We start from the raw sequence: 12771 nt of genomic DNA, 5'->3' as shown, positions 1-12771 counted from the left end.
ATTCGGTCGGGCCTCTCCCCCTCTATGGGGTCTTGTCGCTACTGGATCTCGGGGATCTGCGCATCCCGCGGGTCGACCCATTCCCGGCCGTAGCCGGTGGCGATGGCCTGCCAGTCGGGGCCGGAGGCCTTGCAGTGGGTCACCCGCATGGGGTCCACCGTGGTGTCCTTCGCCCCCCGCAGCCCCCTCTTGAGCAGATTGGAGTGCCCCGTCAGGGTGGGGGTGTAGGCCGGGTAGCGGGTGTCGGTGTCAAACTCGACATGCAGGTGGGGGCCGGTGGTCAGCTTCCCGGTGTTCCCCACCGTGCCGATGCGGGTGTCCTTGGTGACCCGCTGCCCCTTTTTCACCCGCACGTCTGCCATGTGGTAGTACCGCCCCACCAGGGGGCGGTGGCCGCCGTCAAAGTGGTTGACGCAGTCGTCGTAGACGATGCCCACCACATAGCCGCAGACGTTGTCCCAACCGGCAAAGGCCACCGTGCCCTCGCCCTGGGCGTAGACGATGGGGCCGCCGGTCATGTCCTGCCCGTAGTGCAGGGCCCCAAATTCCCGCTGGTAGGCGCCGCCCCACTTGTAAGACGCGGTCACCCGCGCCCGGTTGAGGGGCTGGATCAGTCTCTGTGCCATCTCTCATTCCCCCTTTTTGCCGCTGGACGGCTGTTTTGCAAAATAGAAGGTGATCACCGCTGTGGCCACCGTCATAAAACTCTGCACATCGACCCTCCCCGCTGCCGACAGCGCGCAGAAGACCCCCATCACCATCAGGGTGATGATGCTCTTGACATCGATGAGCCGCGCCAACTTCTCCTTTACCTGCACTTGCACCCCTCCTTTAAAGTGTCTGGACATACCAGATAAAAAATCCCAGCAGGACCGAGACAATGGCCCCGCTCATCCCCCACAGCGCCTTGGTCAGCCCCTGTAGGGAGTGGGTCAGGCTGTCGAATTTCTCCTCGAGACGGGCGAGCTGCACCGCGTGGTGGTCCAGCTCCTGGCTCTTTTGGTCCACCCGCCCCTCCAGCCTCGAAAAACGCTCGGTGCAGTATTCGTTGGGACAGGTCGACATCACTGCCCTCCTCTGTTCTCGCTGACAGTCGGGGCCTCTCCCCAGACGTTGGGGATCAGCCAGTCCTGCACCTGCTTGGGGTAGCTCATCAGCCGCTGCCGCCCCTCCTCCGAATTTTTCAGCGCCTCGCTGTGGCCCTCGGGAATGGTGTATTTGGCCCCGCCCAGGTCCACCGTCAACTGCGCTTTGATCTGGCAGCCGTCCCGGTCGACCGCGTCCAGTCGAAATGACAGCCGTTCGTCCTGTAAATCAACCATCTGTCCCGCAATGTAGATCTGTTCCATATCTCTCTCCTCCTAAGCAATTCGGTAGACAATGCCACCGGTGATCACGTCGTCGCCACTGCCCGAAACTTCGCGCCCACTCAGGGTCCAGGGGCGCCCGCCCGAAAACCCCATCAATCTAAACGTATTGCTTCCAGCATAACACCCCGGGAAGACCGACGGCGCCGGATTGTTGCTGGAGGCATTGATGTAAAAGCACACATTTGTGTAGAACAAATTGCCGACGCCGAATGAATCGCTCGTATACGGCAGGCCGGAAAACTCCATCTCCCCCCCGTTGGTCTTGGTGCTGGAAATGTGGATTTCAAATTGAGCGTACACAAGTTTGCCGATCCGCACATAGCGCCCGCTCCTAGAGCCGATGTTGAGCTGCGCGCAGTTCGGCGTCCAGCTGCCCACCTCGTAATCCCCCACCGGTTTCCCGTTGTTCTGAAATATCTGGTAGGTGGCGTAGACATTCTGGTTCGGCAGATAGGTGTTCCCGCCATTTCCAAAGATGATCTCGGTCTGCGTGGCCGCGTCCTTTTGATAGCGCAGCCCCTGGTTGGCACTGGCGCAAAAATAGTTGGCGCGCACCGTTCCCCCGGCAGTCAATCCCCCGGAAATACTGGCGTTTCCGCCCGAGAGGGGTACCGCCCCCACCTGGGCCGCCGTGTGGGTGTGCCCCGCAAGGGCCGCGCCGACCTGGGCCGCCGTCACCCCGTGGGGGTTTTGCTTGTTGCCGGTGTGGCTGCCCAGCGCCGCCTGCACCGCCGCCGCACTGCCGGCCGCATCGGCCCCCACATCGCCGGCCGTCGGCATCTGCGCCAGCTTGCCCGCGCCGTCCAGGGTGGCGATCCCGTCCGCCTGCCCCCTGCTGTCCGCCAGCGCCTGCAGTGCGTCCTGCCCGGCAATGCCCCCCGGCTGCCCCTTGCTCTCGGTGATCTGGTTGATCTGTGCCTGCAGAGACCCCGCCACATTGTCCGTCAGCTGGTCCTTAATGGTGTCGAACCAGCCCTGAAACTCCTCGTTTTTGCCGGTGCGGTACTCCTCCGCCCAGGCGTCCAACTGCGCCATCAGCTGGCTGAAATCCATCTGGTCAAACCCCTGGGTGTACCCGCAGACCGCCTTGTCCGTCCGGGTGTCCTGTACCGCCGACTGGGTCAGGGCGATCGTCCCCGTCTCCACCTTCACCAGCGCCAACTGCAGGTCGTACACCTGGCTGTCCCGGCGCAGGGCGGGGGGCTGCGGGTTGTTGGCAGGCGTCCCCTCGACCACGCACACCCCCATCACCTTTTCCGGCAGATCCCACCGCAGCACCACCGCGTCCTTGCGGGGCAGCGAGGGGTGCGCTGTGGGCACGGTGACCTCGACCGCCTCGTCGCTGCGGTAAAAATACCCGTTGATCCAGGCCCGTCCCGGCGTGACCTGCAGTTTCATCGACCCGTCGGCCAGCACCTGCGACCCGTTTTGGTAGACGCCGTTTGGCACCAAAGCCGCAATTCGCTGGGCCGGAAAGTCCTCGTCATAGGCCAGCCCGTTAAAATATCCGTATTGTTCCGCCATCTGCAAATCCCTCCTTTTACAACTGCAACGTCTCTGGAAGGGGGGTCCCCAGCACCGGGATCACCTGGTGTACCCCGCCCTCAAAGACCTCTTCTATCTCGGTGACCCGGGCGTCCAGCCGGATCCCCCATCGGGAATCGTAGACGCTCACCACATCGCCCAGCGCCCAGTCCTCCCCGTACACAAAGGGGGCGGTGGGCAGAATGGAGGAGTCGAAGTTTTCCGCCACCTGGCTCTCCGCCAGCTTCTGCAGTCCCTCCTGGCGCAGGAGCGCCCGGTACTCCTCCTCTGTGCGCTCCTCCCGCCGCAGGCCGCCGGCATCGACGTAGAGCATCCGCCGGTCACCCCCGCCGCTTCGGTCCACCTCCACCACCATCCGCTCGCCGTTTTCGGCCTCCTCCCCGGCCACCAGGGCCACGTTTTTGTAGCCGGTGGCCGAATAGGTGTAGACCGGGGCGAGCAGATTGTCATACAGGTCGCTGAAGATCACCTGGGCGTTCTCCGTCTGTTCCAGCGTCCGAACGGCCCCCTGGTAGATGGCCAGCTGAAGGGCGCCGTCTCCCAGCACCTCCAGATAAAACCCCAGGTTGTAGGCCTTTGCCAGGGCGGAGACGATCTGCAGGTCGCTCTTGAACCGCGCCTGCAGCTGAACGGTCTCCTCCGCTCCCCCGCCCCCAACAGAGGGCTCTGTCAGCGCCTTTACCTCCCCGGCCGCCACCGCCCTGCGCATGGCCTCGACCGCGCTGCAGGAGCAGGCAAACAGCGGTTGGATGTGCTGGTCCAGCCGGGCGGAGAGCATGCGGCCGGTCACCGACATCTCCTCCCCCTCCAGCTTGATCCCCGCAATCTCCCCCTGCTCCCGGCAGTCCAGCCGCTGCAGCCGGGCCCCTGGGCGGAGGAGGGCGACATTCTCTTTGCTGGCGGGGAGGTGCAGCTCAAACTCCCCCGGCTCGGTGTATTTCCGGCGCCAGCGCAGGGAGCCGAATTGATCGATCACCCCGTTCCACGCCAGCCCTTGGCCGACGGGTGGGTACACATACAGTTCCATCTCTCAAGCCCCCCAGTATTCCAGGGTGTACTCCAGCTTCACATCCAGGTGTTCCACCCCCTGTTTCGCGCCGTACTGATAGGTGTTCTTCCCGGGGTACAGCTGGATCCAGTCGTTTGCCAGGGGCCAGATCTCCGGGTGGGAGATCCCGTTGAGCAGCGTCCGCTTCTGGCCGCGCCCGGTCGTCACCACCACCGTGTCCCCCTCCGCCATCTCCAGCGCAAGCGCCAACTTTCCCCCGCTCCCCAACTCGGCGAGAGAGGGGTCTTTGACCGGCCCGCGGGCCACAAAGGTAATTGTCAGGTCGCAGGCCACGTTCTGGTCGTTTTGCACCTCCACGATCCGCTCCGCGATCCGCCGGGCGGTCATGATGGGGGCGCCGTACACAAAGGGGAAGCGCACCAGCGGCTCCCAATAGGCCATGTTCACCACCGACCGCTCCGGCGCGCGAAACAGCGGGTAGGGGCAGATGAGGGAGATGCTCACATCCCGGGTCTTTCCCTGCAGCGCAAACTCCACGCTCTCCACCTGGTAATCGATGACCTTCTCCCGGCCCCCCTGTTCCCAGTAGGTGAGGGTCCCCCTCTCCCGGGGCTGAAAGAAGCCAAAAAGCCGCTCTCTCTGGGCCGCGTACTCCCCCTTGATCGCCGCGGTGATGACGATGTTCCTCTTCTGGGCGCAGCTGCTCTGCCAGCTCTCCCCGTCCATTCCGTCCTGCCGCTGGGTGCTCACCTCATAGGCAGCCGAGGTCAGCCCGGTGGCGTCCTTGAGCCAGAGGGGCAGAAAATACCCAAAGGAGATCTTCTCCCCCCTGCTGTTTTCACAGGTAATTTTCTTCTGTGTGATCAAGCGAATTTCACCCCCATCACCATCTGGCGCATTGCATTGCGGTTGAGCCGCGCCGTCTCCGCCGGCGAAAGGGCCTTGGGGCTGTAGTTGTTCACCGTCTGGTTGAGGACCACCCCGCCGGGCGCCCCGGCAGAGGCGGCGGCCAGTGTGCTGGGAGAGATCCCCCCCGCCAACACGATCCCGCTAAACCGGGTGGGAATGGCGGCAGCCATCTGCCTGCTGACATGTTCCATCTCATCTACAAATCCAACGCCAATGCCTTTGGCCAGATTTACACCCACCTTGTCCCGAAAAACTCTGGACGGGGAGTGAATTTTAAAGAGGCCAAAGAACTTGTCGAGAATCATCTTGGCCACCTTTTTCACCGCTTCGATCGCGTGTTTGACCCCCTCGATCAGCCCCTGTGCGAGTCCTTTTAGGATGTCGATACCCACCTGCAGCCAGTCGGTGTTCAAAAATGTGTCGATGATTTTCTCAATGATTCCGGGGATCTCATCGATGAGCTGTGGAATCGCCTGCACCAGTCCCATGGTCACCGCAAGCAGCAAATCAAGTCCCGCATCAATTAGTTCCGGCAGATGGTCGAGCAGCGTATTGACAATGGTCGGAATCAGGTCGACAATCTGTTGAACCAACTGCGGCAAGGCGTCTACAATCCCATTGATGAGGGCCACCAGCAGCGCAATCCCCGTCTCGATGATCTTGGGCAGATTCTCGGAGATGAGGTTTGCCAGCGTCGGCACCATCGCCATGAACTGCTCCATCAATTCTGGAAGGGCCACCGTGACGCCCTCCATCAGATTTAAGAGCAGCTCGACGCCGGCATTGATGAGCAGCGGCAGGTTTTCGATGATCACCTGGCTGACCTGCCCAATGATTTCCGGCAGCTGGCCGATGAGAATGGGCACCACCGTGTTGAGACCGTTGATGAGCTGTAAAAACAGCTGTATGCCGGCCTCTAGTAAAACGGGCAGTAGATCCGGCAGTAGGGTGACCATACTGGTAATAAGTGCTACAAATCCCCCCACTAAGACCGGCAACAGCGTATTGATCAACGTCGGCAGGGATTCTCCCAAAGCCGTCAGCACCGCGACCACCACAGTGTTCAGGCCCTCCAAAATAGTGGGCAACTGCTGTGACAGCAGCACGATCCCATCTGTAAACAACCTGGTGAGCCCATCTGCAAGCAGGTTCCCGTCTCCCCCCTGAAAGATGCCGCTAAGGGCGGTTGTGAGCTGTGGCCCAAAGGCGGTGAGCAGCCCGCTCAGCCCCTGGAACATCGGGGTAAACGCCTCGTTGAGCACCCCTTGGGCGCTCCCCTTCACCTCCTCAAACTGCTCTTTAAAAGCCTTTCCCACCTCTGTGCTCATGGCGGCGCTGTAGATATTTTTGGCGTAGTCTACAAACTTGTCCTTTGCGTAGGAAACCAGCGAGACAGCCGCCTTGGTGGCCGCCCCGACGGTGGCGGGCAGCGACTTCGCCATTGTCACACCAAAACCGGTCAATGCCGACCGCATCCCCGAAAGGGCCACTCGGAACCCACCGGCCAGCTTCTGCCCCAGTGCGTTCACGCTCGACTGGTCAAACGCCTCCTTTAAGCTGCCCTTGGCCGCATCGGCAAAGCCGTCCATATTGGTCCTGGCGTGCAGGTACTCCTCCTGCAACTTGCTCACGGCCAGCTGGTGCTCCAAAACCTTGTCTTTCGCATCGTCTACGGCTTTCTTCTCGTCTTCCGTCAAATCGGTGTACTGTTTTTTTCCCTTGGTCAGCTCAGAAAGCGCCTCTCTGGCACTGTTGAGCGCTTGGATCTGCTTCCCCTGTTCGGCAGACAGGATATCCAGTACCTTCTTTTGCTCTTTTGCCTGGCTGTTGAGAAGAAGCAGCTTGCTTGTCGTCACGCCGACTGTGCCGCCAAACAGCTTGAACTTCTGTGAGACGTAGTCCATCTGCGCCTGCATCGTCTTCATCGTCTGCCCCAGCAAATCCAGCTGCTTCTGCGCAGCATCGCTCCCCTCGACCTTAAAGTCAAACGTCATCGCATTCGCCAAATCCTCTCCTCCTTTCTCTCTCTTTAGAAAGGGCGGGCGGCCAACGACCGCCCGCCCCTTCTCTCTTTTCCCTACGGGAGGTCGGGGATCATCTCCTCATCCAGCGGCCGCATCGGCCGCTCCTTTGCCCCCTGGGCGATCTGCCAGCAGGCGATCAAGTCGCACAGCTCCCCCATCGGCATCGCGCACAGCTCTCGGCGGGGGATCCCCAGCATCCTCCCGTAAAACCAGTACCACGCAGTGCTTACCGGCCCTGCGCGGCCTCCCCGTTTTTTGGGTCGGCCTGCACCTCGACCTCTCTGCCCTGGCCCAGCTGCATCGCCTCGGTCAGGGCCTCTGTGATCCGCCCGGCGTCCTGCGCGCCCAGCAGGCACTTCAGCTGCTCTTCGGTGAAGGGCTCTTCCTCTCTTCCCTCCATCACCCGGCAGTACTCGGCCCCCTGGCGCAGCAGGACCGCCAGGATCCAGAGGATGTCGCCCAGCGCCTCGTGGATCGGCTTTTCGTCAAAGGCCGAAAAGGCCTCCTGCATCCCCTCCAGGCTGCCGTAGCGCCTGCCGATCTCCTCCACCGCACCCAGCGAGAAATTCAGCGGGCACTGCCGGCCGGCCAGCTCAATATAACTCAACCTCTCCATCGGCTCTCCCCCTTACACCTGGGGCTCGGGAGAGGGGGCCCCAATGTGCAGCACCTGCTTGATGTAGGCCTCCGCCTTCTCCTCGCTGTCCAGGGTGGCCTCCCTCTTCCAGACGTGGGTGGCGCTGTCGTCCCGGAAGATGGCCCCCTCGATGGCCGGGGTCTGCCATTCCACCGCCTCGCCCTGGGTGGTGGCGCTGTCCTCCGGCACCTTGAACTGCACCTTGGTGAAGATAATGGCGCGATAGGCATAGCTGCCGCTGCGCTTTTTCTTGATGATGATCCCCACCCCCAGATAGGGGGCGACGGACTCGTCGTCGTACACCAGCTCGGTGACCTTCTCCTCGCCCACGGTCACTTCGTTGGTCTTGAGCCCCAGCAGGGCTTTGCTCGCCTCCTGCAGCAGGTCGTCGGTGGTAATGGTCAGGGTGCCGCCGGCAAACGAGCTGTCGCTCTCCACCACCATGTTGTCGGCGTACAGGTTGTTCTCCTCGCCAGCCTCGATGCTGGCAGACAGTTCCACTGCCCTGCCCATCAGGCCGCCGCCCTGGTAGCTGACGGTGCCGCCCTCGCTCTGATACAGGGCATAATACGGTTTGCTCACGCCAATAGTCGCCATCTTGATCCGCTCCTTTAAAAAATTTATTTGCAAACGCCTCTCTCGGCGGTCTGCACCCTCTCAAAAGCCCTCACAGGCTGACCCAGCGCCAGCGGTGCTTGACCAGCCCCGCGTCCCGGTCGTAGCCGCTGCTCTCCCAGGAAAACGCCAGCCTCGCCCCGCGCATCGCCTCTTCCACCGCGGCAAACAAGGGGTCTTCCTCCAGGGCGGTGTAGAGTTCCACCATCCCCTTCATCCCCCGTTCCCCCGGCCGGTTGTCGGCGGCTGGCCCCCCGGCCGGGCCGGTCTCTCCCCACACCAGGCAGCGCCCTGTGCCGCTGGGTGGGAACTGCCAGTACAGCGCCACCCCATCCTGCAGCGCGCCGGTCAAAACGGCCTTGATTTCCGCTTTTGTCAACGTCTGTTCCCCCTTTATCGTCTGGGCTCACCGCCCTGGTTATCCTGCACCGCCGGCCCCTTCCCCTGCCGCTTCGCTGCGGTGTCTCTGCCACATCGGGGGAGTGTCCTCCCCTTCCACAATTTCAGTATACCGCCCTCCGGCCGTCCTTTTCGTCAAATGCGTCCCTCCTCCTTCACCCAGAACCGGCGGCACTTTTTGCGGGGGTACTGCTCATCGTACTCGCCAATGGCAAAGGCCACCCGCTGCCAGCTCATCCCCTCGAGGTAGCGCAGGTTCAAGATCTGCCGCATCTGGCTGTCCTCCACCTCGCCCAAAAACGCATAGCCCTCTTCCACCCGCATCAGGTATTCGCGAACGGTGGCCTGCAGGCGGCGCTCCAGCTCCCACATCTCGGTGCCGATCTCCTCCTGCGCCATCTCCCCTTCACGGGGCCGCCGCATCGTCCACCTCTCCTGCGCCCTGCGCAGCCGCTCCAACTGCCCCTGCAGCAGCTTGACCTCCCGCTGCAGATGGGGCAGCTCCCGCCATTCTCTCTCTGTCATTTTTTGTCCTCCCGTATTTTTTGCCCCCGCTAGGAAACAGTAAATGCAAACCCATCATCTCTTCCCAAAGGAGGTCTTTCTCATGTCCGCCAATGCCAACTTCTACCTCAACGACCCCGCCCTCTCCCCCTACTTCAACTCCCTCCCCGTCGCCGTCCGCGAGATCATCCTCGACTCCGGGGCCGAGATCACCACCCTGGGCGAGCTGCAGCAGATCGCCGAACACTACCGAGGCGACCTGACACTCGAATAATCGTTTCTTTTCAGAAACGAAAAGGGCGCACCTCTCCCCGGCGCAGCCCCCGGACAGGGGTGCCGCGCCATTTTTATAGAATCTTCACTCATGGGGTCGCAAACTGACTGGACGGAAGTATCCCCCCTTCCAGCAGCCCATCGTGTCCTCATTGCTAAATTTCTTTTTCGCAACTCTGTAAATACAGTATACCGCGTTTGTTTCTAATTTGCAACTATTTTTTACCGTTTTGTTTCTTTTTCCTTCTGTCCTTCACCAGCTGACAGCCCGCCCAATTGTCTCCACACCGAACACACCTGCATTTTTGCTGTAGACAACTGCCGATTTCTCTGGTATACTGCCAAACGTGTGACAAAAGAAAAAAGGGGCGTTATCATGTCATTTTTGGAATCTCTCGTATCGGTTGCAAACGACTATCTCTGGAACTACTTCCTCCTCTTTCTGCTCTGCGGGGCGGGGATCTATTTCACCTTCCGCCTGCGATTCGTGCAGGTGCGCCGCTTCGGTCAGAGCTGTAAAGAGGTCTTCGGCAAGATCCGCTTCAGCGGGAAAAAGGCCGGCGACGACGGCATGAGCTCGTTTCAGTCCCTGGCCACCGCCGTGGCCGCCCAGGTGGGCACCGGCAACCTGGCGGGGGCCGCCACCGCCATCGTCATGGGCGGACCCGGCGCCATCTTCTGGATGTGGCTCTCCGCCTTCTTCGGCATGGCCACCATCTTTGCCGAGGCCAGCCTGGCGCAGGCCCACCGCACCCAAAAGGACGGCGCGGTCATCGGCGGGCCGGTCTACTACATAAAAGCGGCCTTTAAGGGGCGCTTCGGCAGGGTGCTGGCCGTCCTCTTCTCGGTCTTCATCATCCTCGCTCTGGGCTTTATGGGGAACATGGTCCAGGCCAACTCCATCTCCTCGGCCTTCGCCACCGCCTTTGGCGCCAACAAACTGGTTGTGGGCATCGCCATCGCCGTGCTGGCCGGCTTTGTCTTCATCGGCGGCATCCGCCGCATCGCCTCCCTCACCGAGAAGATCGTCCCCTTCATGGCCATTGTCTACATCCTGGGCTGCGCCGTCGCCCTGGCCTTTCACGCCGGCTCCATCGGCGACGCCTTCCGCCAGATCTTTGTGGGCGCCTTCTCCCCCGCCGCCGTGCTGGGGGGCGCCTGCGGCATCGGGGTGCAAAAGGCCATGCGCTACGGGGTGGCCCGCGGCCTCTTCTCCAATGAGGCCGGCATGGGCTCCACCCCCCACGCCCACGCCCTGGCCCAGGTGGAGCACCCCTGCCAGCAGGGCATTGTCGCCATGATGGGGGTCTTCATCGACACCTTTGTGGTCCTCACCCTCACCGCCCTGGTGATCCTCACCAGCGGCCAGTACGGCTCGGGAGCAGACGGGATCGAGCTGACCCAGGCGGCCTTCACCGCCACCTTCGGCCCGTTCGGCAACAGTTTTATCGCCATCTGCCTGCTCTTCTTCGCCTTCTCCACCATCGTGGGCTGGTTTTTCTTCGGCCAGCAGAACATCGTCTACCTCTTTGGCAAAAAGGCCGTCCTCCCCTATGCCCTGCTGGTGGTGGGCTTCATCGTCCTGGGCTCCCTGCTCAAGCTGGAACTGGTCTGGTCTCTGGCCGACCTCTTCAACGGGCTGATGGTCATCCCCAACCTGCTGGGCCTGCTGGCCCTCTCCGGCTCCGCCTCCCGCCTCTACCGCGACTACGCCCGGTCCCCCCTGCTCGCCAAGGCCAAAAAGGGGCAGCAGTGACCCATTTCACAACAAAAAAGGCTCGAGACCGCGCCTTCGGTCTCGGGCCCTTTTTTGCTTTTTGACAGTCGCCTACTTCTGTGCTTCCTGCCGCAACTCCACCCGGCGGATCTTGCCGCTGATGGTCTTGGGCAGCTCCTCCACAAACTCCACGATCCGCGGGTACTTGTAGGGGGCGGTGTTCTTTTTCACGTACTGTTGGATCTCCTTTTTCAGCTCCTCGCTGGGGGCGTAGCCCCGGGCCAGCACGATGGTGGCCTTCACCACCTGGCCCCGCACCGGGTCGGGGGCCGCCGTCACCGCGCACTCCAGCACCGAGGGGTGCTCCATGATGACGCTCTCGATCTCAAACGGCCCGATCCGGTAGCCGGAGGACTTGATCACGTCGTCGGTGCGTCCCACAAAGAAGAAGTAGCCGTCTTCATCCCGCCAGGCGGTGTCGCCGGTGTGGTACATCCCGTCGTGCCAGGCCTCCTTTGTCAGGGCCTCGTCCAGGTAGTAGCCGATGAACATCCCGCAGGGCTTCCCCTTGTCGGTGCGGATGACGATCTCCCCCACCGCGCCGGGCACGCAGGAGCGGCCGTTTTCGTCCACAATGTCCACGTCGTACTGGGGGCTGGGCTTGCCCATGGCCCCCATCCGCGGCTCGGCCCCCAAGAGGTTGCCCACCGTCAGGGTGGTCTCGGTCTGGCCAAAGCCCTCCATCAAGGTCAGGCCGGTGGCCGCCTTCCACTGGCGAAACACCTCGGGGTTGAGGGCCTCGCCGGCGGTGTTGGAGTAGACCAGGGAGGACAGGTCGTACCTGCTCAGGTCTTCCTTTATAAAGAAGCGGTACATGGTGGGCGGCGCGCAGAAGGTGGTGATGTGGTACTTGGCAAACAGGGGCAGGATCTTGTTGGCGTCAAAGCGGTCGAAATCGTAGGTGAAGATGCAGTCCTCACATAGCCACTGGCCGTAGAGTTTCCCCCACATGGCCTTCCCCCAGCCGGTGTCGGAGATGGTGAAGTGCAGTCCCCCCGGCCGGTTGTTGTGCCACCAGCGGGCGGTCACCACATGCCCCAGCGGGTAGGTGAAGGAGTGGGCCGCGATTTTCGGGTACCCGGTGGTGCCGGAGGTGAAGAACATCAGCATCGGGTCCTCGTTGTCCGGCGCCTCCTCGGGGGCCGGGCGGGGAAACTCGCCGGGGAAGGCCCCGTACTCCGCGTCAAAGGGCCGCCAGCCCGGCCGCTCCCCGTTGACGCAGATTTTCAGCTCCACCGTGGGGCTCTCCGCCATGGCCCGGTCCACCTCGTCGGCCACCGTCCCGTCGCAGGTGCAGACGATGGCCTTCACCCGGGCGGCGTTGAAGCGGTAGACAAAGTCCTTCTTCATCAGCTGGTTGGTGGCGGGGATGACGATCGCCCCCAGCTTGTGCAGCGCCAGCACCGCAAACCAGAACTGGTAGTGGCGCTTGAGCACCAGCATCACCACGTCCCCCTTGCCAATGCCCATGTTGGCAAAGTAGTGGGCCGCCCGGGAGGACTCCCGCTTGAAGTCCCCAAAGGTGAAGACCCGCTCCTCCATTGCCTCGGACAGCCAGACCATGGCCCGCTCGTCGGGTTTGGTCCGCCCCAGTTCGTCCATCACGTCAAAGGCAAAGTTAAAGTGTTCTGGCGGGTGAAAGGAGATGCCGGTCAGCCGCCCCTTTTCGTCCACCGTCTCCTCCGTAAATCTCTGGTAGATCATCTCGC

General features: G+C 62.2%; 16 protein-coding genes. 2 read left to right on the top strand and 14 right to left on the bottom strand.

All coding sequences use genetic code 11. The features are described 5' to 3' along the window. Positions 1 to 38 precede the first annotated feature (38 nt). The 13 genes from KQI11_RS01220 to KQI11_RS01160 all read right to left on the bottom strand — a co-directional run bounded on the left by KQI11_RS01220 (position 39) and on the right by KQI11_RS01160 (position 9033). Entirely contained in the window at positions 39 to 626 is a 588-nt protein-coding gene (locus KQI11_RS01220; protein WP_216400792.1) for a M23 family metallopeptidase, read from the bottom strand. 3 nt (positions 627 to 629) lie between these two features. Further along, entirely contained in the window at positions 630 to 818 is a 189-nt protein-coding gene (locus tag KQI11_RS01215; protein ID WP_286172468.1) for a hypothetical protein, read from the bottom strand. 13 nt (positions 819 to 831) lie between these two features. Continuing rightward, on the bottom strand, positions 832 to 1065 hold the full coding sequence (locus KQI11_RS01210) for a hypothetical protein (protein WP_021660956.1): 234 nt from the start codon (positions 1063 to 1065) through the stop codon (positions 832 to 834). Then, positions 1065 to 1349: a hypothetical protein gene (locus KQI11_RS01205; RefSeq protein ID WP_021660957.1), complete on the bottom strand. Its 285-nt coding sequence runs from the start codon at positions 1347 to 1349 to the stop codon at positions 1065 to 1067. Before KQI11_RS01205 ends, KQI11_RS01210 begins: the two co-directional genes overlap by 1 nt. A 12-nt stretch (positions 1350 to 1361) precedes the next feature. Beyond that, complete coding sequence (locus KQI11_RS01200) at positions 1362 to 2894, bottom strand: hypothetical protein (protein ID WP_216400790.1); 1533 nt, start codon at positions 2892 to 2894, stop codon at positions 1362 to 1364. Between the two features lie 16 nt (positions 2895 to 2910). Continuing rightward, positions 2911 to 3942, bottom strand: coding sequence for a siphovirus ReqiPepy6 Gp37-like family protein (locus KQI11_RS01195; RefSeq protein WP_216400789.1), 1032 nt, complete (start codon positions 3940 to 3942; stop codon positions 2911 to 2913). 3 nt (positions 3943 to 3945) lie between these two features. Continuing rightward, positions 3946 to 4791 carry a phage distal tail protein gene (locus KQI11_RS01190; RefSeq protein ID WP_216400788.1) on the bottom strand — a complete coding sequence of 282 codons (846 nt, stop codon included), beginning with the start codon at positions 4789 to 4791 and terminating at the stop codon, positions 3946 to 3948. Then, a complete protein-coding gene (locus KQI11_RS01185) occupies positions 4788 to 6839 on the bottom strand; it encodes a phage tail protein (protein ID WP_216400787.1) in 2052 nt (683 codons plus the stop codon). The genes KQI11_RS01190 and KQI11_RS01185 overlap by 4 nt, the downstream gene beginning before the upstream one ends. 71 nt (positions 6840 to 6910) lie before the next feature. Next, entirely contained in the window at positions 6911 to 7054 is a 144-nt protein-coding gene (locus KQI11_RS01180; protein ID WP_216400786.1) for a hypothetical protein, read from the bottom strand. Positions 7055 to 7083: 29 nt separating this feature from the next. Further along, positions 7084 to 7473, bottom strand: coding sequence for a hypothetical protein (locus KQI11_RS01175; RefSeq protein ID WP_021660963.1), 390 nt, complete (start codon positions 7471 to 7473; stop codon positions 7084 to 7086). 12 nt (positions 7474 to 7485) lie between these two features. Beyond that, entirely contained in the window at positions 7486 to 8091 is a 606-nt protein-coding gene (locus KQI11_RS01170; protein ID WP_216400785.1) for a major tail protein, read from the bottom strand. Between the two features lie 70 nt (positions 8092 to 8161). Continuing rightward, positions 8162 to 8488: a hypothetical protein gene (locus KQI11_RS01165; RefSeq protein ID WP_216400784.1), complete on the bottom strand. Its 327-nt coding sequence runs from the start codon at positions 8486 to 8488 to the stop codon at positions 8162 to 8164. A 155-nt stretch (positions 8489 to 8643) separates the two neighbouring features. Continuing rightward, positions 8644 to 9033, bottom strand: coding sequence for a hypothetical protein (locus KQI11_RS01160; RefSeq protein ID WP_216400783.1), 390 nt, complete (start codon positions 9031 to 9033; stop codon positions 8644 to 8646). Positions 9034 to 9115: 82 nt separating this feature from the next. Between KQI11_RS01160 and KQI11_RS01155 the strand changes: the two genes are divergently transcribed. Then, the gene (locus KQI11_RS01155; RefSeq protein WP_185915530.1) at positions 9116 to 9286 is read left to right on the top strand and encodes a hypothetical protein; all 171 of its coding nucleotides are present in this window, start codon (positions 9116 to 9118) and stop codon (positions 9284 to 9286) included. Between the two features lie 375 nt (positions 9287 to 9661). After that, the gene (locus tag KQI11_RS01150; RefSeq protein WP_216400782.1) at positions 9662 to 11041 is read left to right on the top strand and encodes an alanine/glycine:cation symporter family protein; all 1380 of its coding nucleotides are present in this window, start codon (positions 9662 to 9664) and stop codon (positions 11039 to 11041) included. A gap of 72 nt (positions 11042 to 11113) precedes the next feature. Here the strand turns inward: KQI11_RS01150 and KQI11_RS01145 are convergent, their stop codons facing one another. Next, positions 11114 to 12766 (bottom strand): AMP-binding protein, encoded by a 1653-nt coding sequence (locus KQI11_RS01145; protein ID WP_216400781.1) that lies wholly within the window; start codon positions 12764 to 12766, stop codon positions 11114 to 11116. Between the last annotated feature and the right edge of the window lie 5 nt (positions 12767 to 12771).

Origin of the sequence: Acetanaerobacterium sp. MSJ-12 (assembly GCF_018917875.1) — a bacterium.
GTDB classification, from domain to species: domain Bacteria; phylum Bacillota; class Clostridia; order Oscillospirales; family Ruminococcaceae; genus Bittarella; species Bittarella massiliensis.
The sequence above is the reverse complement of the archived record's forward strand: the minus strand, read 5'-3'. Positions and strand labels throughout refer to the sequence as shown.

Coding starts and splice junctions, on each gene's coding strand:
- KQI11_RS01145 (WP_216400781.1), bottom strand. CDS start 12,766: ATGATCTACCAGAGATTTACGGAGGAGACGGTGGACGAAAAGGGGCGG.
- KQI11_RS01205 (WP_021660957.1), bottom strand. CDS start 1,349: ATGGAACAGATCTACATTGCGGGACAGATGGTTGATTTACAGGACGAA.
- KQI11_RS01180 (WP_216400786.1), bottom strand. CDS start 7,054: ATGCTGGGGATCCCCCGCCGAGAGCTGTGCGCGATGCCGATGGGGGAG.
- KQI11_RS01200 (WP_216400790.1), bottom strand. CDS start 2,894: ATGGCGGAACAATACGGATATTTTAACGGGCTGGCCTATGACGAGGAC.
- KQI11_RS01155 (WP_185915530.1), top strand. CDS start 9,116: ATGTCCGCCAATGCCAACTTCTACCTCAACGACCCCGCCCTCTCCCCC.
- KQI11_RS01210 (WP_021660956.1), bottom strand. CDS start 1,065: ATGTCGACCTGTCCCAACGAATACTGCACCGAGCGTTTTTCGAGGCTG.
- KQI11_RS01175 (WP_021660963.1), bottom strand. CDS start 7,473: ATGGAGAGGTTGAGTTATATTGAGCTGGCCGGCCGGCAGTGCCCGCTG.
- KQI11_RS01195 (WP_216400789.1), bottom strand. CDS start 3,942: ATGGAACTGTATGTGTACCCACCCGTCGGCCAAGGGCTGGCGTGGAAC.
- KQI11_RS01160 (WP_216400783.1), bottom strand. CDS start 9,033: ATGACAGAGAGAGAATGGCGGGAGCTGCCCCATCTGCAGCGGGAGGTC.
- KQI11_RS01150 (WP_216400782.1), top strand. CDS start 9,662: ATGTCATTTTTGGAATCTCTCGTATCGGTTGCAAACGACTATCTCTGG.
- KQI11_RS01220 (WP_216400792.1), bottom strand. CDS start 626: ATGGCACAGAGACTGATCCAGCCCCTCAACCGGGCGCGGGTGACCGCG.
- KQI11_RS01170 (WP_216400785.1), bottom strand. CDS start 8,091: ATGGCGACTATTGGCGTGAGCAAACCGTATTATGCCCTGTATCAGAGC.